19 protein-coding genes and 1 rRNA gene are annotated in these 22,034 nt (G+C 65.9%); 14 read left to right on the top strand and 6 right to left on the bottom strand.

Translation table 11 applies throughout. The features are described 5' to 3' along the window. From rrf to ACLMAJ_RS28280, 3 genes are all read left to right on the top strand, one after another. A 5S ribosomal RNA gene (rrf, locus tag ACLMAJ_RS28290) occupies positions 1-113 on the top strand; the annotation flags it as partial. Between the two features lie 115 nt (positions 114-228). Then, positions 229-894 (top strand): class I SAM-dependent methyltransferase, encoded by a 666-nt coding sequence (locus ACLMAJ_RS28285; protein WP_412016886.1) that lies wholly within the window; start codon positions 229-231, stop codon positions 892-894. Between the two features lie 65 nt (positions 895-959). Beyond that, entirely contained in the window at positions 960-2,543 is a 1,584-nt protein-coding gene (locus ACLMAJ_RS28280) for a carboxylesterase/lipase family protein (RefSeq protein ID WP_412016901.1), read from the top strand. A 152-nt stretch (positions 2,544-2,695) separates the two neighbouring features. Here the strand turns inward: ACLMAJ_RS28280 and lexA are convergent, their stop codons facing one another. Continuing rightward, a complete protein-coding gene (lexA, locus tag ACLMAJ_RS28275; protein ID WP_412016885.1) occupies positions 2,696-3,406 on the bottom strand; it encodes a transcriptional repressor LexA in 711 nt (236 codons plus the stop codon). 210 nt (positions 3,407-3,616) lie between these two features. Between lexA and ACLMAJ_RS28270 the strand changes: the two genes are divergently transcribed. The 3 genes from ACLMAJ_RS28270 to nrdR all read left to right on the top strand — a co-directional run bounded on the left by ACLMAJ_RS28270 (position 3,617) and on the right by nrdR (position 6,139). Next, positions 3,617-4,090 (top strand): hypothetical protein, encoded by a 474-nt coding sequence (locus ACLMAJ_RS28270; RefSeq protein ID WP_412016883.1) that lies wholly within the window; start codon positions 3,617-3,619, stop codon positions 4,088-4,090. A gap of 126 nt (positions 4,091-4,216) precedes the next feature. Then, positions 4,217-5,512: a hypothetical protein gene (locus ACLMAJ_RS28265; RefSeq protein ID WP_412016882.1), complete on the top strand. Its 1,296-nt coding sequence runs from the start codon at positions 4,217-4,219 to the stop codon at positions 5,510-5,512. Positions 5,513-5,662: 150 nt separating this feature from the next. Beyond that, positions 5,663-6,139 (top strand): transcriptional regulator NrdR, encoded by a 477-nt coding sequence (gene nrdR / locus ACLMAJ_RS28260; protein ID WP_412016881.1) that lies wholly within the window; start codon positions 5,663-5,665, stop codon positions 6,137-6,139. Between the two features lie 49 nt (positions 6,140-6,188). Here the strand turns inward: nrdR and hrpA are convergent, their stop codons facing one another. Beyond that, the gene (gene hrpA, locus ACLMAJ_RS28255) at positions 6,189-10,568 is read right to left on the bottom strand and encodes an ATP-dependent RNA helicase HrpA (protein ID WP_412016880.1); all 4,380 of its coding nucleotides are present in this window, start codon (positions 10,566-10,568) and stop codon (positions 6,189-6,191) included. 159 nt (positions 10,569-10,727) lie between these two features. Here hrpA and ACLMAJ_RS28250 point away from each other — a divergent pair, with 159 nt between their 5' ends. The 4 genes from ACLMAJ_RS28250 to ACLMAJ_RS28235 all read left to right on the top strand — a co-directional run bounded on the left by ACLMAJ_RS28250 (position 10,728) and on the right by ACLMAJ_RS28235 (position 15,327). Then, entirely contained in the window at positions 10,728-11,360 is a 633-nt protein-coding gene (locus tag ACLMAJ_RS28250; protein WP_412016879.1) for a Pr6Pr family membrane protein, read from the top strand. Between the two features lie 176 nt (positions 11,361-11,536). Then, the gene (locus tag ACLMAJ_RS28245; protein ID WP_412016878.1) at positions 11,537-12,166 is read left to right on the top strand and encodes a Pr6Pr family membrane protein; all 630 of its coding nucleotides are present in this window, start codon (positions 11,537-11,539) and stop codon (positions 12,164-12,166) included. 28 nt (positions 12,167-12,194) lie between these two features. Then, entirely contained in the window at positions 12,195-13,418 is a 1,224-nt protein-coding gene (locus ACLMAJ_RS28240; protein ID WP_412016877.1) for an aminotransferase family protein, read from the top strand. A 268-nt stretch (positions 13,419-13,686) separates the two neighbouring features. After that, entirely contained in the window at positions 13,687-15,327 is a 1,641-nt protein-coding gene (locus tag ACLMAJ_RS28235) for an acyl-CoA synthetase (RefSeq protein ID WP_412016876.1), read from the top strand. On the opposite strand, the gene ACLMAJ_RS28230 is transcribed toward ACLMAJ_RS28235, so the two are convergent. Continuing rightward, entirely contained in the window at positions 15,328-16,056 is a 729-nt protein-coding gene (locus ACLMAJ_RS28230) for an SDR family NAD(P)-dependent oxidoreductase (protein WP_412016875.1), read from the bottom strand. Between the two features lie 225 nt (positions 16,057-16,281). Here ACLMAJ_RS28230 and ACLMAJ_RS28225 point away from each other — a divergent pair, with 225 nt between their 5' ends. Both ACLMAJ_RS28225 and ACLMAJ_RS28220 read left to right on the top strand, forming a co-directional pair. Beyond that, positions 16,282-17,319 (top strand): AraC family transcriptional regulator, encoded by a 1,038-nt coding sequence (locus tag ACLMAJ_RS28225; protein ID WP_412016874.1) that lies wholly within the window; start codon positions 16,282-16,284, stop codon positions 17,317-17,319. Between the two features lie 89 nt (positions 17,320-17,408). Further along, complete coding sequence (locus tag ACLMAJ_RS28220) at positions 17,409-18,104, top strand: DUF5134 domain-containing protein (protein WP_412016873.1); 696 nt, start codon at positions 17,409-17,411, stop codon at positions 18,102-18,104. Positions 18,105-18,132: 28 nt separating this feature from the next. On the opposite strand, the gene ACLMAJ_RS28215 is transcribed toward ACLMAJ_RS28220, so the two are convergent. The 3 genes from ACLMAJ_RS28215 to ACLMAJ_RS28205 form a co-directional block, all read right to left on the bottom strand. Continuing rightward, on the bottom strand, positions 18,133-18,834 hold the full coding sequence (locus tag ACLMAJ_RS28215; RefSeq protein ID WP_412016872.1) for a PhzF family phenazine biosynthesis protein: 702 nt from the start codon (positions 18,832-18,834) through the stop codon (positions 18,133-18,135). Between the two features lie 252 nt (positions 18,835-19,086). Next, complete coding sequence (ahpD, locus tag ACLMAJ_RS28210; protein WP_412016871.1) at positions 19,087-19,626, bottom strand: alkylhydroperoxidase, AhpD family; 540 nt, start codon at positions 19,624-19,626, stop codon at positions 19,087-19,089. Positions 19,627-19,693: 67 nt separating this feature from the next. Then, positions 19,694-20,281, bottom strand: a complete 588-nt coding sequence (locus tag ACLMAJ_RS28205) for a peroxiredoxin (protein ID WP_412016870.1) — start codon at positions 20,279-20,281, stop codon at positions 19,694-19,696. A 111-nt stretch (positions 20,282-20,392) separates the two neighbouring features. On the opposite strand from ACLMAJ_RS28205, the gene ACLMAJ_RS28200 reads away from it, so the two are divergent. Both ACLMAJ_RS28200 and ACLMAJ_RS28195 read left to right on the top strand, forming a co-directional pair. Then, positions 20,393-21,301, top strand: a complete 909-nt coding sequence (locus ACLMAJ_RS28200) for a hydrogen peroxide-inducible genes activator (RefSeq protein ID WP_412016869.1) — start codon at positions 20,393-20,395, stop codon at positions 21,299-21,301. An 87-nt stretch (positions 21,302-21,388) separates the two neighbouring features. After that, positions 21,389-21,979, top strand: coding sequence for a TetR family transcriptional regulator C-terminal domain-containing protein (locus ACLMAJ_RS28195; RefSeq protein WP_412016868.1), 591 nt, complete (start codon positions 21,389-21,391; stop codon positions 21,977-21,979). Positions 21,980-22,034: the final 55 nt, after the last annotated feature.

Here is a 22,034-nt window from a genome sequence, read left to right as displayed (position 1 = left end):
GCGGCTATAGCGGCAGGGAAACGCCCGGTCCCATTCCGAACCCGGAAGCTAAGCCTGTCTGCGCCGATGGTACTGCACTCGACAGGGTGTGGGAGAGTAGGACACCGCCGGAACATCATTCGCGGAAACCCCTGGCCTTTGGTCGGGGGTTTTCGTCGTTTCCGGGCTGGACGACCGCAACCACAACCTCGACGACTATGCTGACCGCACCGTGCCGAGGGAGTGAAAATGGTTGACGTCAGGCAGGTCTGGCAGAATCCGATATTCGGTGCGATCGGCGCCCGAGCCTACGACGCGGTCCTCGACCGGCCGAGACTCGCCAGCCCTGCGGCCCGAGCGTTGTGGGGGTGCGACACCGACCGGATGTATGCGGCGATGGATGTCGTGAACCAGATCCCGGAAGACTCGAGCATTTTAGATCTCCCCGTCGGGGGTGGTGTGACGCTGCGTCGTCTCGATCCGTCCAGAAAGGTCCGCTATGTCGCCGCGGACATCTCCGACGATCAACTGGTTACCGCCCGCGCCGTCGCTGAGCGCAGTGGCATGACCGACGTCGAGTATGTGCGGGCGGACGTCGTCGAACTGCCTTTCGCCGATGGCGCTTTCGATCTCGTTGTCTCCTTCGCGGGCTTGCACTGCATGCCGGACCCCGGTGCGGCGATCGTGTCGCTTGCCCGTGTTCTTCGCCCCGGCGGCACCCTGGTCGGCAGTTGTGTCATCGCGGGCGTCGCGGCGCGCTACGACCTTCAGATCCGAGTATTAGGTGCGATGAGGGTGTTCGGCCCGCCGAGCACCGCGGAGAATCTCCTCGGTTGGATTACCGAGGCCGGCCTGCACCGAGAGGATTTCCACTGCAACGGGTCGCTCGCACAGTTCGTCGCGGTGAAGTCGTAGTGGCCCGCACTCGGGCGGATAGGTCATACGCGATAGTGCCGCAGCTGGTAGAACGTGTGTCTGTGATGAAGCGCGCCTGGTCGGCCATCGTCGGTTTACTCATAGTGCTGACAGGGGTCGCTATCCCGGCTGCCGCGGCACCGGTCGCGGCCGCGCCGGAGGTGGTCACTATCGATACCGGACAATTGCGCGGTGCGCATACCGCCGACTATCGGCTGTTCGCGGGAATTCCCTATGCCGCGCCACCGGTCGGGGAGCTGCGATGGCGCGCGCCCGCGCCCGCCGCCTCTTGGTCAGGGGTGCGTGACGCCACCGTTGCGGGACCCAGCTGTTCTCAGGGCGGTGGTCCGATCGAGGCGCTGAGTTCCGGCCTTGCCAAGTCGGAAGACTGTCTGTCCCTGAATGTTTCGACGCCGCTCACGCTGCCCGAAAATGGGCGGCGACTGCCGGTGCTGGTGTGGATTCACGGTGGGAGCTTCACCGGGGGGTCCGGCGACACCTATGGCGCCGGTCCCCTGATCACCGACGGGGATGGCGACGCCATTGTTGTGACGGTGAACTACCGGCTCGGTGCTCTCGGGTTCCTCGCCGCCGGTGCCCTCGACGACGGCTCCGGATCCGGCAACTACGGTCTGCTCGATCAGCAGGCGGCATTGCGGTGGGTGCAGCGCAATATCACCGCATTCGGCGGCGATCCGGATCGGGTCACCCTTGCCGGCGAGTCGGCGGGTGCGATCTCGGTGTGCGCGCAACTCGCCGCGCCCAGCTCACGCGGCCTGTTCCAGGCGGCGATCATGCAGAGCGGGCCGTGTAGCGATGCGGTGCCGGTGGAGGAAGCGAATCGTGATGGCGACGACTATGCGGCGCTGCACGGATGCACAGGCGCGGATGCCGCGACCTGTCTGCGTGCGCTGCCAGTCGACGCGCTGCTGAAGGACCCGGTTACCAAGATGGTGTCTGGCGGAGAGTTTTTGCCCACCAGTGCTAGAGCGGCGGTGCGAGATGGTGCGATACCGCAGATCCCCATCCTGGTCGGTGCGAACCACGACGAGATGGCGCTGTGGGTGTACCTGAAATATGGTGTCCCGCTGGGAAGAACGCTGAGCGCCGAGGACTATCGGGACGCGTTGGCCGGCGCGATGCCGGATCTGACGCCGGAGCAGGTCGCGCGCGTCGAACGGCAATATCCGGTGTCGGCCTACCCGCAGCCCGCACTGGCACTGACCCGGGCATGGACCGACCGGATCCTTTCGGGGCTGACCGTGGAGTACGCGGCGTTGAGTCGAACCAACCCGACCTACGTGTACTCGTTCGACGACCCCGCGCCAGTCGGGCCGCCCTCGTCCTTCCCGCTGGGCGCTTTTCACGCGAGCGAGCTGTTCTCGCTGTTCAGCCTGCGCGATCTCGGCTGGCTCTACGGGGTGGCGACCAGCGAGGACCAGCAGCGGCTCGCTGGTGACATGCGAAGGTATTGGAGTCGTTTCACGATCGAGGGCACCTCGAACCCCGCCGGACTCGAGCCCATTCCCGCCTACAATGCTGCTGGGCCGCGGATTATCTCGTTCCGGCCCGACGGGAGCCGTCTCATCGATAGCTACGCCGCGGACCATCAGGCGGAATTCTGGTCGTCCATGCCGCCTGTTCGCTAGCCGGGAACGTCGCGACAACCTGTTGGGTGGACGCGGCGACTGTTGCACCCATTCTGCTCGAGGGCCGCGTGCTCGAGCTCACCGCCATGGATGCGAACCGGAGGGTGCGCGAGCCGCGAGAGCTCGCGCACCGCAAAGACTTTCATGGGCTGTCAGATTTTGCGGATGACCGTGACGACCTTGCCGAGGATCCGCGCGTCGTTGCCCGCGATCGGCTCGAACAGCGGGTTGTGTGGCATCAACCAGACATCCTTGCCGGTGCGTTTGAATGTCTTCACCGTCGCTTCGCCCTCGATCATCGCGGCGACGATATCGCCGTTGTCCGCGACATTCTGCTGGCGCACGACCACCCAGTCGCCGTCACAGATCGCGGCATCGATCATCGACTCACCGACCACCTTGAGCAGGAACAGCGATCCTTCGCCGACCAATTCGCGGGGAAGCGGGAAGACATCCTCGACCGCCTGCTCGGCCAGGATCGGACCACCGGCGGCGATCCGGCCCAGCACCGGGACGAAGGTCGGTGTCGGCCGGTTCGGATCGGCTTCCTCGACAGAGGAAAGGCTGGTGACCGCACGGACTGCCTCGTCGAGGCCGCGAACGTCCACGGCGCGTGGACGATTCGGGTCGCGCCGGAGGAAGCCCTTGCGCTCCAGCGTTCGGAGCTGGTGGGCCACCGACGAGGTGGAGGTCAGACCGACGGCGTCGCCGATCTCCCGAATGCTCGGCGGGTAGCCGCGCTCGCTCACCGAGGAGCGGATGACCTCAAGTACCTTGCGCTGACGCACGGTGAGATCCGCCCCGGGCCCGAGTGGGTCGGTGCCTCCTACGCTCTCGTCGCCCGTGTCGTCTGTGTGGCTCACTGCAACCGCCCTTCACCTGTCGTTGATTTCGTCTTACGAATCTAGTCCGGTCGCGTCGATGTTTCAAACATCTGTTCGAGCATGTCGAGCGTTTCTACTGACATTGCCGGTGTCGCGTGGTAGAAATCGAACACAAGTTCTTCGAACACTTGATCGAATAGCTACCCCCATCGAGTCTCCAGCCAGCAGCCCACCACGGAGGTTTGTCCGATGAGCACAGCGATCAGCGACATCAACACAATCGACGTTCCCGCACCTGCCGAGCGCGAGGCGGAGGTCGATCTCGGCTTCGATTCTGTGCCGCGTGTGCAACGTCCACGCCGCGGTGCGGTGCGGGCGTTCGACTCGGCGCGGCGGACAGTCGCTGACCGGCGTCCCCGCGGCAACCGGCCGCGTGGCACGGTGGTGCTGTACGAGGGCCGCTCGGCCCGGGTTCCCGCGCTGCGGCAGGCACGTGGCCCGCATCCGACGGAGATGGTCGAGCAGGCCCAAGTCGGTTTCGCGGTGCTCGCGGTGGCGGCGCTGCTCAGTGCCTTGGTTGTGACGGCACTGATCGGCCTTGCGCATCTGCGGGCGGGCACGTTCGACAATGGTGGACCGGCCACAGTGCCCGTGGTGGTCGAATATCAGGGTGTCGATGGACTCATGGTTCCCGGCGTAGAAGGGGGCGGGGTGCCGCGCTAGCACGGACCGCTATGGCGGATGGTCATCGACCGATCCGCCATCAATGGTGGCCGAATTTGTTGATCGCAAAGTAGAACATGTTGCTAATGTCCTGAAAACGTGACCTAGGCAACAGGATTCCATGCGATGACGCACCCCAGCTCTGCTCGAAGTACCGGCACCATCCAACGGCCACGCACCACGGTCGGACGCTCCGCCCGACTGCTCGCCAGGACCATCGGGCCGCTCGCCTGTCTTGTCCTGGGGCTCAGCATGATTCCCGCCGCACATGCGGCCCCCGCGTACGAGGCATATCTGGATCTGCCCACGGTAAACGGGGACGGTGCCGCGGGCGGCGGCGTGAACCCGGTTGTCCCGCTGGATGAACCGACCTTGCGTGCGGCGCTGGACCAGGCCAGAGCCGATGGGGTCGTTCCGCAACGGTATGCCACCCTGCTGCACCAGTACTGGCTGGTGGTCTCCGCTCGCAACGCCGCGATCGACCTGGCGGCCTGGGATCCGGCGCGCGGCGTGCGCGCCAATCAGAACACCTTCAATCTGGTGTACGTCAACTACTTTCGGTTGGCCGATCAGCATCCGGAGTTCTGGTGGGCAGGCCTGGCCGGCATCGCGGGCGGCTCCTTCGCCTCGGGCTTTTTCGATCTCGGCGATATCGGTGGCGTAGTCGACGTGCCCGGCATCCATCAGCTCGGCGATGCCGTCGCCGATCTATTGCGCGGGACTCCAGCGGAATTGGTGCGCAAGCTGCCCGAGGACATCAAGCTGCTCGCCACCGAGGGCTCGCGCCTGAGTGCCGAAGATATCGCCTGGTACCAGACCCGATTGATGATCATGCAGAAGCACATCTTCACCGACCTGGTGCCGATGCACGAAGCCTATGTCGCGCTCGGCATGGCGGGGATCGACGAGATGTACGCCGCGGGAGTGATCGACGAGGATATCCATACCGCCTGGCAGTCGATCGACTCGCACACCCAGGCCGGATACGAGGACTCGTTGGTCCGAATGACCGATCGTGAGCAGAACCGGGTCGTCGCCGACCAATGGGATGCGACCTCCGCGGGCCGTGGCACGATCGGTCGCGTGCTCACCTACATGAGTACCGTCGCCGGCAAGCCCGCTGTACCGGGTGTGCGTGCACCAGGTGTGTTCGCCCCCGCCACCGCTCGCGCCGACGTCGCAGGACGGACCCTGGCGCTGCGTACCCCGCTGCCGGACTTCAACTGGGCCGACCGCGATTCCCGCTGGACCTACATCACCGGCGATCTGGTGCCGCGCCACGTCGACATGGAACGGAACCCGTCGTTGGCCGCATCGGTGCTCGGTGAGTCGTTCTGGATCAAGCTCGCACACGGCCGGATGATTCAGCGAATCCCTGAGCTGATCGCGGACATGACCACGCAGTGGCGGATCGGCGAGTGACGCGAGGGAAAGCCCCGCACGGGGCACGGGTATCCTCTAAGTGCTATGGACGTATAGGTCTAGATCCCTGTACACGTGCTCGCCGGAATGGTCACCCCGATCGGAGCCCGGCCCGGACGCGAGCGCGCGCATCGACGAAGGATCCCTCGGATGCATTGCCCGTACTGCCGACACCCTGACTCGCGGGTCGTCGACTCGCGTGAGGCCGAGGAAGGCGCTGCCATCCGCCGCCGCCGTTCCTGCCCGCAGTGTGGCAGACGCTTCACCACCGTCGAGACCGCGATTCTGTCGGTGGTCAAACGAAGCGGCGTCACCGAACCGTTCAGCCGCGACAAGGTCATCCGTGGTGTGCGCCGTGCCTGCCAAGGTCGTGAGGTCGCCGAGGACGCGCTGAACCTACTGGCCCAACAGGTGGAAGATGCCGTGCGGGCCACCGGCTCGCCCGAAGTACCGAGTCATGAGGTGGGGCTGGCCATCCTCGGCCCGCTGCGTGATCTCGACGAGGTCGCCTATCTTCGCTTCGCCTCGGTCTATCGCTCCTTCACCTCCGCGGACGATTTCGAGCGTGAGATCGCGGATCTGCGCAAGCATCGGGACGAAGCGATCGTCGCGGCGACCGTCGACTGATCGGTCGTCCGTCGCTGTGCCGGATCGGACACGCTGTGCCGGATCGGACCTAACGCCGCACCGCGTCGATCGCTTTCTCGATGCGCTTGGCCGATACCGGGTACGGCGTGCCGAGTTTCTGGGCGAACAGGCTGACCCGGAATTCCTCTATCATCCACCAGATTTCGGTGACGGCGGTCGCATTCCTACGGTTGTCGGGGAGTGCGGCGAGCAGCCGGTCGTAGGCGGCCAGCGCGCGGTCGAGTTCGATCGTGGCCTGCCGATCGCGGACGGCCGAGCCGGGCAGTGACTCCAGCCGGAACGTCGCGGCCTGCAGATAGCGGGGTAGTTCGCGCAGCCGGGCGCCGCCCCATTCGGAGACGAAGCCGGGGAACACCAGCTCGCCGAGCTGGTGGCGGACGTCCTCGGCGATGTCATGATCGATGGTCGCCGCGAGTGCCACCGAAAGCTGGTGTGCGCCTGCGAGTACCGGGACGACAAGGCGTACGAAGCGGATGACGGCGTCGGCGAGCTTCGGCCTGATGGCGGCGATCAAGGAGTCGAAACGGTCGGGGCTGCGTACGGGACCGCCCACCGCGGCGATGAGTTCGTCGGCGGCCGCGGCTCGGCAGTCCTCGACAAGCGCCGTCAGCGAACCGTACGGGTTCTGGCTCAGCGCGAGACGATCCGCTGCGGACAACCCGGCGGTCACCGCGCGCGGCGAGGTGGGGATCGCGCGCAGCGCCAGCGCCCGCGTGCCCGCGCGCATCGCGGCGGCCTGTTCGGCGGGGGAGCTGAGCACCCGCACCGCGACACCGTCGCCCTCCGGTACCAGCGCTGGATAGCCGGTGACCGTCTGACCGGCCACCTCGCGTCGCACGGTGGATTCGACCGTGCCGAGGGACTCCGAGGTCCACACCGTGGCAGCCGCCCGCTCCGAACCGGCGGTCGCGCGCGCGACCGAGGCGGAAACCTGCGCGGCCAACTGAGTTTTCAGCTGGGTCAAGCTCTTACCGCTTGCCAGTGTATTTCCGGCGCCATCGGTGGCGGCGAAGGTCATGCGCAGGTGATCGGGCAGTGCGGCGGGGTCGAGATCCTTCGGCGCGATCGTCACCGAACCGAGCCGCGACAGCTCCCTGGCAAGCCCGATGCGCAACGGTTCGGCGCGCGGAGTGAGTGCGGTGAGCGCGGCGGCGGCGAAGTCGGGTGCCGGAACAACGGTGCGGCGCAAAGCCTTCGGCAGCGTTTTGATCAGCGCGGTGGCAAGGTCGTCGCGCATGCCGGGCACCAGCCAGTCGAAGCCGACGGGCCGTACGTGGGCCAGCTGTTCGACCGGAATGCGGACGGTGACACCGTCGTCGTCGTTGCCGGGCTCGAATTGGTAGGTGAGCGGGAAGCTCAGCTCGCCCTGGCGCCACGCATCGGGGAAGTCGGTCGGGTCGAGCCTCGCCGCGCCCTCGTTGACGACGGTGTCGGTCGAGAAGTCCAGTTGCGCGGGATCTTTGCGCTTCGCCGTGCGCCACCAGCTGTCGAAGTGCCGCACCGAAACGATGTCGGCCGGGACGCGCCGGTCGTAGAACTCGAAGAGCACTTCGTCATCGACGAGGATGTCGCGCCGCCGGGCGCGATGCTCCAGATCGGCCACGTCGTCGAGCAATTCACGGTTGCGATGGAAGAACTCGTGGTGGGTCTGCCATTCGCCCTGCACAAGGGCATGCCGGATGAATAGCTCGCGCGACAGCTCGGGATCGATCCGGCCGTAGTCGACGGGGCGGCTGGTGGCCAGCGGGACACCGTAGAGGGTGACGCGTTCATAGGCGCGCACGGCGCCGCGCTTGGAGGACCAATGTGGTTCGGAGTAGGTACGTTTCACCAGATCTCCGGCCAGCCGCTCGGCCCATTCCGGTTCCACTCTCGCGGCCATCCGGCCCCACAGCCGCGACGTCTCCACCAGCTCCGCGGCCATCACCCAGCGTGGCGGCTTCTTCGCGAGCGAGGAGCCGGGGAAGATCATGAACTTGGCGTTGCGCGCGCCGACGAATTCGCGCGATTCCGCCTCTCGGACACCGATATGCGACAGCATGCCTGCCAGTAGGGCCTGGTGGATCGACGTGGCATCCCATGGGACGCCGTCATCGTCGAGCGGTGCTGCCTGCGGCGCGGACTCGGATTGCCGGCCACGCCGCGACGGTGCCCGCTGTGCCGATGCCGATGCCGATGCCGATGCCGATGCCGATGCCGATGCCGCGCTGCGCGTGTTCGTGCCGGTCGTATCACCGCTGGTGCCGGTATCAGCACGTCCTCGGCCCGATGCGTTGTCGCCCTTCCCGTTTGCCGTTCGGCGATCACGTCGTCCGCGCCGAGGACCTTCGTGAGTTGTGACATCTGCTGGGGAATCGGCGGCACCGCTGATGGATCCCGTGCCTGCGTTTTTGGTCGACTGCGCGGGGCCCGCCACCGACCAACCGAGCCCTCGCGTGATGGTCCGTAGCTGCCCGTGTAGGTCCTGCCATTCCCGAATGCGCAGGTAGTGCAGGAACTCGTCGCGGCACATCCGGCGGAACTGGTTGGAAGACAGTGACTTCCGCTGTTCGGTCAGGTACTCCCAAAGGCGTAGGTAGGCAAGGAAGTCCGAGCCTTCCACGATGAATCGCGCGTGCTTGGTGTCGGCGGCCTGCTGATGCTCGGCGGGGCGTTCGCGCACATCTTGGATGGATAGCGCGGCCACGATGATCAGGACATCGGCAAGGCAACCGTTGCGGTTCGCCTCGACGAGCATGCGCGCCATCCGGGGATCGACCGGTAGCTGTGCCATTTCGCGCCCGATCGGGGTCAGCGTCAGCGTGGCATCGCTTGTCGGGTCGCCGTCGAGGGCCTGCTTGTGCGCCGGACTGTCGGCGCGCTGCTGTCCTTCCGGTGTCGAACCCGTTTCGGTAACGCCGTCTTCGTCCTCGGCCGAGGTCTGGCGTCGCCGTGCGGGTTTCGCGGTGGCTCGCGAGGCGAGCGCGCCGAGTTCCTCCAGCAGCGCGATGCCGTCGCGGATGGCTCTGCGGTCCGGCGCCTCCACGAACGGGAAGTTCTCGATGTCGCCGAGTCCGAGTGCGGTCATCTGCAGGATCACTGCGGCCAGATTGGTGCGCAGGATCTCTGGTTCGGTGAACGCGGGCCGGGTTTCGAAGTCGTCCTCGGAGTACAGGCGGATGCAGATGCCGTCGGCGACACGGCCGCAGCGACCGGCGCGCTGGCGGGCCGAGGCCTGCGAGACCTCTTCGATGGGGAGGCGCTGCACCTTGGTTCGCATCGAGTATCGGGAGATGCGCGCGGTGCCGGGGTCGATCACGTAGCGGATGCCCGGCACGGTGAGCGAGGTCTCTGCGACGTTGGTGGCGAGCACCACGCGTCTACCTGGATGTGGGGCGAACACGCGGTGTTGCTCGGCCGTCGATAGGCGCGCGTAGAGCGGGAGGATCTCGGTGCGCGGAAACTTCAGATCGCGCAGCGTGTCTGCGGCGTCACGGATTTCGCGTTCGCCGGAGAGGAACACCAGGATATCGCCGTCGCCTTCGGCGAACAGTTCACCGACCGCGTCACCGATGGCGTCGACGGGGTCGCGGTCGACGATCCGGGTGTCCTCGTCGTCCTCGTCCTCGGAGGTGCCCGGTAGTTCGAGCGCGAGCGGACGGTAGCGGACCTCGACCGGATAGGACCGGCCGGATACCTCGACAATCGGTGCGGGAGTGCCGGATCGGTCGGTGAAGTGCCGAGCGAACAGTTCCGGATCGATGGTCGCGGAGGTGATGATTATCTTGAGATCGGGCCTGCGCGGTAGCAATTGCTTCAGGTACCCGAGCAGGAAGTCGATGTTGAGGCTGCGTTCGTGCGCCTCGTCGATGATGATCGTGTCGTAGCGGCGCAGCATCCGGTCGCGTTGGATTTCGGCGAGCAGGATGCCGTCGGTCATCAGCTTGACCAGTGTGCGGTCGGAGGCCTGATCGGTGAACCGCACGGTGTAGCCGACGATGTCGCCGAGTTCGGTGCCCAGTTCCTCGGCGATGCGCTCGGCGACGGTGCGCGCGGCCAGCCTGCGCGGCTGGGTGTGCCCGATCGTCCCGCGAATACCGCGGCCGAGTTCCAAGCAGATCTTGGGGATCTGTGTGGTCTTGCCGGAGCCGGTCTCGCCGGCGACGATCACCACCTGGTTCTCGGCGATCGCCTTCGCGATGTCTTCGCGGCGCGCGGAAACCGGTAGTTGCTCGGGGTAGCGGATTTCGGGTACAGCCGAACGGCGGGCCTCGGTGCGGGCCTCGGCCACCGCGATCTCGGCCGTGACGGCGGTGAGATCGCCGCGGGCCTGGTCCAGGCGTCGGCGCAACCGGTGTTCGTCGCGGAGGGCTACGGCGGCCAGGCGGTCACGAAGCTCGCGCAGAGTCGGGTCGGCTGTCCTGGTCATTGCGTCTACCAGGGTAGCGAAACCTTCCTCCTGTCCGCGCGCCGGAACCCTGACGAGCTCGGGCATCCATCGAGCACACACGCTTGAGCGTGGTGACACGGCGATAAGGACGCGATCGGGTAGCCCGTGAAAGGCATCCTGATGTGCGACGATCCAACTATGACTGCCGGTGCTGCCCCGTTGTGGATCCGTATCGTGCGCTTCGGGTTTGCCGCGCTCGGCATCCTGGCCCTCGTCTGGATACCAATACGCAACCTCGACGAATCCGCTTTCTCCGCCGCTGATTACTTCAGTTACTTCACCATCCAGTCCAACGTTCTCGGCGTTATCGTCCTGCTGATCGGTGCCGTGCGGGATCCGCGGGACCGCCGCTGGCAGGCCGTCCGCGGCGCAACCACGCTGTACCTGTTGATCACCGGAGTCGTCTACGCCGTCCTGCTGGCCAAGGTCGACGTGATGCTCACCGACAAGTGGATCAACGATGTACTGCACCGCATCCTCCCGGCCGTCGTGGTGCTCGACTGGATCCTGGTACCGGTCGCCCTCGGCATCACCCGGAAACTGATCGGCACCTGGCTGATCTACCCGGCTGTCTATGGCGTGTACACCCTCATTCGCGGCCCGATCGTCGACTGGTATCCCTACCCGTTCCTGGACCCGCGCCAACAGGGCTATGTGTCCCTGATCATCGGGCTGGTCATTCTGTCGGGCGTCTTCGCCCTGCTCGCGGTATCCGTTGTTTCGCTCGGGGCTCTGATCACCCGCTGGCGCGAACCTGCCGCTTCCGAGTGAGCAGGGCAGCGCGGTAGTGCCGTTGTGCGCCAGCGGGATCAGCGGACACCCGGCTGGGCGTCAACCATCGGCAGGCGATGATCGTCGGTCCGACGCGGGTCGAATGGTGCACCGGTCGGCACTGAGATCCCCTGAGCATGCGACTGGCGTATCTCGGGCTATGCGAGAATCGCACCGTGAACGCCGTCGGGATGGCTCCATGGTGGGGGCGTGCCCTGCGTATCGCGTTCGCCGCGCTGGGACTGGTGGCGCTGATCTGTGGTCCTATCCACGACCATGGATCACTCGGTTACTCGCTGGACAACCATTTCAGCTATTTCACGATCCAATCGAACATCCTCGGTGTGATCGTGTTGCTGGTCGGCGCGCTGCGCGATCCGATCAATCAGCGGTGGCAGTTGGCGCGCGGTGCGAGCACGCTGTATCTGATCATCACCGGGATCGTGTACGCGGTGCTGCTCGCGCACATCGACCAGGGAACCGGACAGTCTTGGGTCGATGACGTGCTGCATCGGATCATGCCGATCGCGATGATCGCGGATTGGGCATTGGTGCCGGTGGCGATCACGGTGAACGGTCCGCTGATCGCGGGCTGGTTGGCGTATCCGGTCGGATACGGCACCTACACGTTGTTCCGTGGTGCGTCCGCCGACTGGTATCCGTACCCGTTCATCGATCCGCGGCATCAGGGATATGTGTCGATGGCCATCAGTTTGGTGGTCCTTGTTGTGGCGTTCGCGCTGCTCGCGGTTGCGGTCGCCGCCCTCGGCGATCTGAGCAGCCGCTGGCGGGGCGCGGACGAATGAAGCGGTTCTCGAGATAAAGGTGGTTGGCATGAGTGCGCTATGGCATGGGTTCGCCGATATGGGTGCCGTCGAACGGGACGGCGCGTTCGTTGTCGCGCGCGGAGAGGGCGCCTACATCTGGGACGACGCGGGCACCAAGTATCTGGATGCCACGGCCGGGCTGTGGTTCACCAATGTCGGGCACGGTCGCGGCGAGATCGCCGACGCTGTCGCCGCGCAACTGCGCACGATCGCGCACTACTCCAACTTCGGCGATTTCGTCGAACCCGTCACCCAGCAGCTTGCGGAGAAGCTGGCCGCTATCGCGCCGGTGCCGGGCAGCAAGATCTTCTTCACCTCCGGTGGCTCGGATTCGGTGGATACCGCGGCGAAGCTCGCGCGGCGATACTGGCGCGAGATGGGGCGGCCGGACAAGACGATTGTGGTCGGCCGCCAGCGCGCCTATCACGGAATGCATGTCGCGGGAACGGCATTGGCGGGGATCCCGGTCAACCGGGAAGGTTACGGCGAGCTGATGGCCGACGCGCGCACTGTCGAATGGGATGACGCGAAATCGCTGCTCGCGTTGATCGAGGAGATCGGCGCCGAGCGTATCGCGGCGTTCTTCTGCGAACCCATCATCGGCGCCGGCGGTGTCTATCTGCCACCTGACGGCTACCTTGCCGAGGTCCGCCGCATCTGCCGCGACAACGACATCCTGTTCGTCGTCGACGAGGTGGTCACGGGGTTCGGGCGCATCGGCGGTTCCTGGTTCGCCTCGTCCCGATTCGACCTCGAGCCCGACCTCATGACCACCGCCAAGGGCTTGACCTCCGGTTATGTGCCGATGGGCGCCGTCTTCATCGCCCCGCGCATCGCCGAACCGTTCTTCAGCGGTGGTGTGTGGTGGCGTCACGGCTACACCTACGGCGGCCACGCGGGCGCCGCTGCCGCCGCAGTGGCCAACCTCGAGATCGTCGAGCGCGAGGGCCTGCTCGCCGAGGCGAAGCGCCTGGAGTCGAGCCTGCATGAACAGCTTGCGCCATTGGCGGATCACCCGAGGGTCGCGGAGGTGCGCAGCGGCCTCGGCGCGGTAGCCGCGATCCAGCTCGCCGACCCCGCGGAAGGGCTTCCGCTGGTGAAGACGCTTCGCGCACATGGTGTTTCGGGCCGCGCGGCGGGCCAGGGCGCGATGCAGATCTCGCCGTCGTTCGTGATGACCGACGATCAGGTCACCGAGATGGTGGAAGGCTTCACCCGCGCGCTCGGCTGACCCAGGGGCCGGTGTGCGGATCATCGGTGTAGTCGGCGCAATGTGGGTGGCGAGCAGGGCGGCGATCTGCGGGCGAAGAGAGATCGTCGACGATGATCTGGACCGTGGCAGGGGTCACCGGCCGCTGTGCTGCGCGGCAACGAGGGTTCGGAGGTCTCGACCCACGGAGACACTTCCGTCGACGGGGCTGGATCGGCAAGACTTCGAACATGGGCGCACAGCGGTGGATGGCATTCGGTCGGGTACCGCGCAGTACGGGAGCTGAATCATGAAGTTGACCACCAGGGTTGGGACACTCGCCGCTGCCGCGGCGCGCAGGGCCGCCGATGAAACCTACTACGCGACGCTCGCGGTGCGCGCCGGACTCGCGACGCCCGAGCGCCCGGACCGGCTGGCCAGGATGGGCGCCGCGGTGCTGCGGTCGGGCATGCTCGGCGGGCTCACGACCGTGGCCGCCCTGCGCTATCGGGACCGCGCCGCCATCATCGACGACATCGGTACCGTCACTTTTCGTGAACTCGATGAGCGCAGCACCGCCCTGGCGAATGCGTGGCGCGCTCGCGGTCTGCGTGACGGTGAGGGCGTCGCGATCCTGACCCGTAACCACCGGGGGTTTCACTACGCGGTGTTCGCCGCCGCCAAGTGCGGCGCTCGAATCGTGTTGCTGAATACCGATTTCGCCGGTCCGCAGCTGCGCGAGGTGCTCACCCGCGAGGGCGCAGATCTGCTCGTCTTCGACGACGAATACTCCGGCATGCTCGGCGGTCTCACGCCACGGCGCGGTCGCTATCGCGCCTGGGTCCACAAGCCCGCCGTCGACACCCTGGACAATCTGATCGCGGGCGGCGCGCGCACGCCACCGCGGCGCGCGCTGACCACCGCCAAGATCATCCTGCTGACCAGCGGGACCACCGGCACCCCCAAGGGCGCGCAGCGCAGCGAACCGAGCTCGCTCGCGCCACTGGGCGCGGTCCTCGGCAGGGTGCCCTTCCGGGCCCGTGAGATCACCGAATGCCCTGCGCCGCTGTTTCATACGCTCGGCTTCGCGCATGCCGTCCTGGCCGTCGGGTTCGGATCCACCCTGGTGATCCGGCGTCACTTCGATCCGCAGGCCGTACTCGACAGTGTGACCCGCCATCGTGCCACGGCGATGATCGCGGTGCCGGTCATGCTGCAACGCCTTGTCGATATCGGCGCGAAAGGCTATGCCGGACAAAATTTCTCAAGCCTGCGCATCATCTTCGTCGCCGGTTCGCAGCTGGGTGCGGACCTGTGCGGGCGGGTGACCGAAACCTTCGGTCCGGTGGTCTACAACGTCTATGGATCCACCGAGGTCGCCTACGCGACCATTGCCACTCCCGCAGATCTCGCGGTCGAGCCCGGCTGCGTAGGCACCCCGGTCCCGAGCAGCATCGTGAAGATCCTCGACACCAACGACATCGAGGTACCGCACGGCGTCACCGGCCGCATCTTCGTCGGCAACAACTACCAGTTCGAGGGCTACACCGGCGGCGGCGACAAGGCCCGGATCGGCGGTCTGATGTCGACCGGTGACGTCGGCCACTTCGACAGGGCAGGAAGGCTTTTCGTCGACGGCCGCGATGACGACATGATCGTCTCCGGTGGCGAGAATGTTTTTCCGGGCGAGGTCGAGGAACTACTCGCCGCACATCCTGCCGTCGAGGAGGTGAGCGCGTTCGGTGTTGCCGACGAGAAGTACGGCCAGCGGCTGCGCGCGGTCGTCGTCGTGCGCGAAGGGCATGTCCTCACCGAGGACGAGGTCCGCGCACACGTCAAAACCCACCTCGCCCGCTTCAAGGTGCCGCGTGAGGTCCTGTTCATCGACGAACTGCCACGCAACCCCACCGGCAAGGTTCTGAAGCGCGTCCTGCGTGAGCTGTCGGCCTGACTACATGATGCCGAGCATTCTGCGCATCGTGTGGCGCAGATGCACGGGATCGGGCATGGCCGTGCGGAACCAGCCCGAGGGTGGCACCACCAACAGCCCGCCCCGCTGGTGCTCGACGCAGTCGACGATGGCGTCGGCCACCGCCTCCGCGTCAGGCTCGAAACCCGGTGCGACGGTACTGACGATAACGCCCTGTTCGGCGAGTCCGCGATGCAGTGCCGTGCCGAGTCCGACCACCGCGTGCTTGGTCGCGCTGTACACGGCTGCCCCCAGTGCGGCGGTGACCCCGACGGCCGAGCCGATATTCACGATCTGGCCGTGGCCCTGTTCGATGAATCGCGCGCCGGCCAACCGTGACCCGGTGATCACCGCGCGCAGGTTGATTTCGATCTGGAGATCGGTCGCCGTGTCGAACTCGGTGAAAAACGAACTAGTCGGCAGTATTTCTGCGGCATTGACCACCACATCCAAACCGCCCAGTTTTTCTTCGGCGGCGGAGAGGAATTCGGCGAACCGCGCACTGTCGGTGACGTCGAGCGGTAGACCGAGCACCGTGCCACCGTGGATCCGGTTGAGCTGATTGGTGACTGTACGAACCTTTCCGGAATCGTTGTCGCCGATCGCGATCTCGGCTCCCGCGGCAAGGAAGGCAAGCGCGGCCGCTTTGCCGATGCCGTCGGTGCCGCCGGTAATCGCGACGCGCTTGCCGGCAAGTGTCTTCTTCGACATGTATTTTCGCCCGCTTTCGGTTTGGTTCGACGGTATGGCGTTGACCGGCGGCACTCAATGCGATATCGGGTCAGCGCCTTGCGGATACCGGCCAGCTGAATGTTTGCGGGACAGCCGAGCGGACCGAACCCCGTTCGACCCCATACGGATTCGTCGACGGCGGAAAGTCTTGCGAAATCGGGTCAAGACTTGCGCAATCCGGCCAGTGCGGACCACGATGGGTTCGTGGCATCGTGGGAGTGGCGGCGCTCGATTACGAATTCGGCGATCCTCGTCGAAGTCGCCGAAGGTCGTGGTATCGGTCTCGCTGAGTGCCTGCGTGGCACGGGTATCGCGCCGGAGCTCCTGATTACGCCGGGCGCCGAGGTCACCGCGGCGCAGGAAATGGAACTCGTCCGCAATATCGTCACCGCGCTCGACGATCCGTGGGGTCTCGGCTTCGAGGCGGGTACCCGCACACATCTCACCACGCACGGTGTGTTCGGGCTTGCCGTGATGAGCAGTCCGACGATGCGTTCGGCGATGGAGCTCGCGATGCGGTACTTCAGCCTGATGACCTCGTTCTCGCGGGCCTGGCATGTCTACCGTGACGACGAATTATGGCTCTACGTAGACGATCAGGACATACCCGCCGATCTGCGCGGCTTCCTCGGGGAGCGTGACGTCGCGGCGCTGCTGACGAATTGGGTGATGGTGTTCGGCACCGCACCGCCGGTGCGGCGTGGCGAAATCGGGGGCGGCTACCGCGAGCGGTTGCTCCCGCTGCTGGAGCAGTTCGAGATACCGAGCGCCGACACCACGGGTCCGCACATCGCGATTTTCGACGCCACCGGCATGGACCAGCCGATGCCGCAGGCGAGCCCGCTCACGGCCCTGTTGTTCGAGGAACAATGCGCCGACCTGCTGCAACGACGCGGTCTGCGCCACGGCCTTTCCGGCTCGGTGCGCGAGGTGCTGATGCACCGGTTGAACGGACGCCTCACCCAGGAGAATGTGGCGGCCGGCCTGCACATGAGCCTGCGCACCATGCGCCGCCGCCTCGCCGACGAGGGCACCTCCTATCGGCAGCTGTGCGTCGAGACCTATGGCAACCTCGCCGAGGAGCTGCTGGCCACCGGGCTCACCGTGGAGGACGTCGCATATCGGATGGGTTACTCCGGCGCACCGAGCTTTTCGACCGCTTTCAAGCAGTGGCGGGGTATTACGCCGGGGCGATTCGCCCGTGCCGCCACCGATCGCAACCGACCGTCGGTGCGCCGCTGATCGTACTGACTGCTCTGTCGAAAAAGGGTGCCCTTAGCTGCGTGGGATGCGAGCATGGATGGGCTGCCGGCGACGAGAGGTGGTGGGGTGTGACGGAGTTCGTTCAGGAGTACGCCGCGTTGCGGTGGTCGGTGGTTGTGGCGTTTCTCTGTGCGTCGGTCATCGTGGTGGTGCGACTGGCGGCGCCCGCCGTAGCGGGTGTGGCGCTGGGGCCGGACGGCAAAGTGCAGGCGGAATATGGTCGGCCGCATGATGATTCGTCGAGGACGGGGGAGTTGTCTGGTGTCTATCACGAATCCGACGCCGCACATCTGATCATGTGCCTGGTCATGTTGACCATGCTGGTTTTTCCGGCGGGGGCGAATCCGCATGCGCTGCACGGGGTGCTGATCGCCATGACGGTGGTGTTCGCGGTACTGCTGCTCGGCCGGATTGTGGAGTGGCACAGCGAAAGTCGAGCGCTGCCTATCGATCGGATGGTTGCGCTGGGGTATCACCTCCTCGCGGCAGGGGCGATGCTGTACGCGATGTCGGGGCATGGGGCAGGCGGGCACAGCGGCGGGGCCGCACCCGGTCCCGCCCTGGTTTTGGCCGCGTTGTTCGCCGCGGATGCGGTCGTGGCGATTGTTGCCGTGAGCGCGGGGTGGCGCTATCACTGGCTCGGCCATCCGGTCGGTGCGGTGGCAGATTCCTCGACCGGTCGGGCGCTGTCCTCGGCGATCGTGCCCCACGTCGTGATGGACGTGGGGACGGCCTACATGCTGATCGGGGTCGTCTACGGGTGAGTCGGTCGCTCAGATATCAACGGGTCGTTCAGATATCGATGACCGAATCCGCGACGACGCGTCCGCCGAGGCGCACCCAACCGTCGGAGTCCCACTCGCTGAACAATTGTGAACCCTTGCCCTGGGTGATCACGAGGCCGCGGCGCAGCAGCGCGGTCAGCGCCACTGCGGCGGCACCGGTGGCTTCGTCCTCCGCGATACCCATCGATGGTGCGAACATCCTGGATCGCAGTGCGCCGCGGTGCTCATCGGTCCACACCCACAGGTAGTGGTGTCCGCTGGGGAAGTCGTCGGGGTTCAACGCCGCCAGCTCATCGAGGTCGGCGAGCTGATGGAAGGTGAATGCGGGCGCCCATTCACCGCGCGCCCTGATCCAGGTGAGCCCGTCGGTCAGTTCGACGGCCACCGGACCCGCGGGCACGTCGAGTACCCGCACCTTCACGCCCTGCTCGGCAAACCACCATGCGGTGCCGACCGTCGGATGACCCGCGAACGGCAGTTCCACCGCCGGGGTGAAGATCCGCACCCGCGCCGTTCCGTCGACGGGGTCCTCGACTATGACGGTTTCGCTGTACCCGGCGCGCGCCGCGAGCGCCTGTCGATCCGTGTCGGCAACCTCGTCCGCGCGAGCGATGCCCAACTCGTTGCCGAACCCTCCCGCCGCGTCGGTGAACACCCGCACGACCTCGACCCGCGTGCTCGTGACCTCCAGCTCATCCTGTGTGCCCATGACCGCGAGCCTACCGGCACCTCGGGCTCGCTCCCAGGGGCGGACGCGGTCGCGGCCGGTAGGTCGACGCGATGCGGGCAATCAGTCAGCTACCCAATTTGTACTCGCGCAGGCGAGACCGTGTACATGGGCGATCGTTCGTCGCATACGTCCGAATTGCGCTACCCGATGCGGTATCGGTCACACCATTGCCCGCAGTGGGGACAGCGACGGCCCCGTCCTGGTGGACGGGGCCGTCGGAGATGTGAGAAGTCAGACGGTGGCGGCCGCCAGTGCCTCGGTAGACTGGACCGCCTGGCCGACACCGGCGACGATGGCGGCCACGCGCAGCGACTCGAAGATCACCTCGCGGGAGAGGCCCGCCTCGCGCAGGACGTTCTCGTGCGCCTCCAGGCAGTGTGCGCAGCCGTTTATCGAGGACACCGCGAACGACCACAGTTCGAAATCGGCCTTGTCCACGCCCGGCGTGCCGATGATCTGCATGCGCAAACCGGCCCGCAGGTCGTCGTAACGGCCACCGAGGAACGCCTTGCCCCGGTAGAACACATTGTTCATACCCATGATCGAGGCCGCGCCGAGTGCGGCGTTGTAGGCCTCCGCGGACAGGGTGTCAGCGGCGTCCTCGGCGATCTCGCGCAGCGTCGTCGCCGACCGGGTTGCGGCCGCCGACGCGAGCAGGGTGCCCCACAGTTGCTGCTCGTTCAGCACGGTGCTGCGTGCGATGGACGACAGGTTGAGCTTGAGGTCCTTGGCGTACTCGGGGAGGGAGTTCTTCAGGGTCTCGATGCTCATTCGGCGATTCCTCTACTCATGCTCGGTTTCGGTGTACTTCGTTTCTCGGTGTAGCAGGGCGTTGGTATCAGACGCTGGCGGAGAGCAGCTCGCCCACGTTGATGGTCGGGTCGCCCTTCTTCCAGTTGCAGGCGCACAGCTCGTCGGACTGCAGGGCGTCGAGCACGCGCAGTACCTCGTCGACGTTGCGGCCGACCGAACCCGCTGTCACCGAGACGAACTGGATCTCGTTGTTCGGGTCGACGATGAAGGTCGCGCGGTCGGCGACGCCGTCGGCGTTGAGAACGCCGGTGGCGGAAGCCAGTTCACGCTTGAGGTCCGACAGCATCGGGAAAGGGAGGGTCAAGAGCTCCTCGTGCTGGGCACGCCACTGGAAGTGCACGAACTCGTTGTCGACCGAGGCGCCGAGCACCTGTGCGTCGCGGTCTTCGAACTCCTCGTTGAGTTTGCCGAATGCGGCAATCTCGGTGGGGCACACGAAGGTGAAGTCCTTCGGCCAGAAGAAGACGATCCGCCACTTGCCCGCGTGGTCGTCGGAGGTGATCTGGGTGAAGTAATCGTCAGGCTGCTGAGCGTCGACCTTCGACAGGTCACCGCCGATTACCGCGGTGAGGTTGTATGCCGGGAATTGGTCGCCGATGGTCAGCAGGGGCATGCTTTTCTCCTCGTCATGTTGGTTTGCTAGCGCTGTGCGAAAAGCTCATATGTGATCTTGCCCAACGACCGGTGAAAGGTAAACGTGATCAGTCGCACTAGACTAATAGGCGTGACTGATCAGACTTATCAGCCGACCCTGTCGCAGCTGCGTGCGTTCGTAGCGGTCGCGGAATATCGCCACTTCGGTACTGCGGCAGCCAGGCTCAGTGTGAGCCAGCCCACGCTATCGCAAGCGCTCGCGGCCCTGGAACACGGGCTCGGGCTGCAACTGATCGAGCGAAGTACACGGCGGGTGCTCGTCACCGCCGCCGGTATGCGGTTGCTGCCGCAGGCGATTGCCACCCTCGAAGCCGCCGACCGATTCGTCGCCTCCGCGGTGGGTGACGGACTCGGTGGCGCACTGCGTCTCGGCATCATTCCGACGGTTGCTCCGTATGTGCTACCCGCGCTGCTTCCCGAATTGCGCACGCGCGTACCCGCGTTGGTGCCCCAGGTGATCGAAGACCAGACGGCGCGACTGCTCGACGGCCTGCGGACAGGTGTGCTGGACGTCGCGCTGCTCGCGCTGCCGACGGAGATGTCCGGGCTGGTAGAGATAGCGCTGTACTCCGAGGAATTCGTGCTGGTCACCCCGCGCGGTCATCACCTCGCAGGGCGCACGGACATCGCGCCGTCGGCGCTGGACGCCCAGCCGCTGCTACTGCTGGATGAGGGGCATTGCCTGCGCGATCAGACTTTGGAGCTGTGCCGGACCTTCGATGTACATCCGGGTGGCGTCGGCGACACGCGCGCGGCCTCCCTGGCAACCGTAGTGCAGTGCGTGGCAGGAGGTTTGGGCGTCACGCTTATTCCGGCCATGGCGGTCGACGCCGAAACCGCCCGCGGCACGCTGGAAACCGCGCATTTCGCCGCCCCCGCGCCGCAGCGCACCCTCGGGCTGGCCTTCCGGGTTTCGACGGCGCGCACCGAGGACTACGAGCAGCTCGCCGAGATCATTCGCGACTTGCGACCGGAGTGAGCGACGTTTGTGCCGCCTCGGGTGCGTGCTCGCCCTGGCGTGCGGCGATATTTGCAATTCCAAGACGACCGGTCGTATATTTACCGCATGGCGCGACCGCGACGGAGTGACGACACTCGGCAGCTTCTGGTTGAGGAAGGTGCTGCCGGGTTCTTGACCAACGGCTATCACGGCACCGGAATCAAGCAGGTGCTCGACGCGGTCGGTGTGCCGAAGGGGTCGTTCTACAACTACTTCGACAGCAAGGAATTTTTCGGGCAGGCGATCATCGACCATCATTCGCAGTGTGTGCAGCGGAATCTGGCCGCGGCGCTCGGGTCCTCGAAGGATCCGGTTGCTGGGTTGCGTACGTTCTTCGGGCGGCTCATGGATGACTTCGTGCAGTCGGAATTCACGGGTGGGTGTCTGATCGCGAACCTCGGCGCAGAGTTGGAGGGGAGCGAGGTGCTGCGCGAATCACTGGCGGGTGCTTGGCATTCCTGGCGTGACGGGGTGGCGGTGGCGTTGGGGCGGGCCCAGCGGCTCGGGACGATTCGCGACGATATCGACGCCACCGACCTTGCCGATCTGCTGTTGGAGTCGTGGGAGGGCGCGGTGATCCGGATGAAGATCGAGCGTTCGCTCGAACCGCTGCACAAGTGTCTGCGCCGACTGCTGGACGACTATTTCCGTCCATGAAATGTCAGTTGTCCTGTCGTGTTGTCTGCTACCCATTCCAAGACGACCGGTCGTA

The sequence above is a fragment of the Nocardia arseniciresistens genome, from assembly GCF_046764875.1.
In the GTDB taxonomy this organism is placed as follows: domain Bacteria; phylum Actinomycetota; class Actinomycetes; order Mycobacteriales; family Mycobacteriaceae; genus Nocardia; species Nocardia arseniciresistens.
The sequence above is the reverse complement of the archived record's forward strand: the minus strand, read 5'-3'. Positions and strand labels throughout refer to the sequence as shown.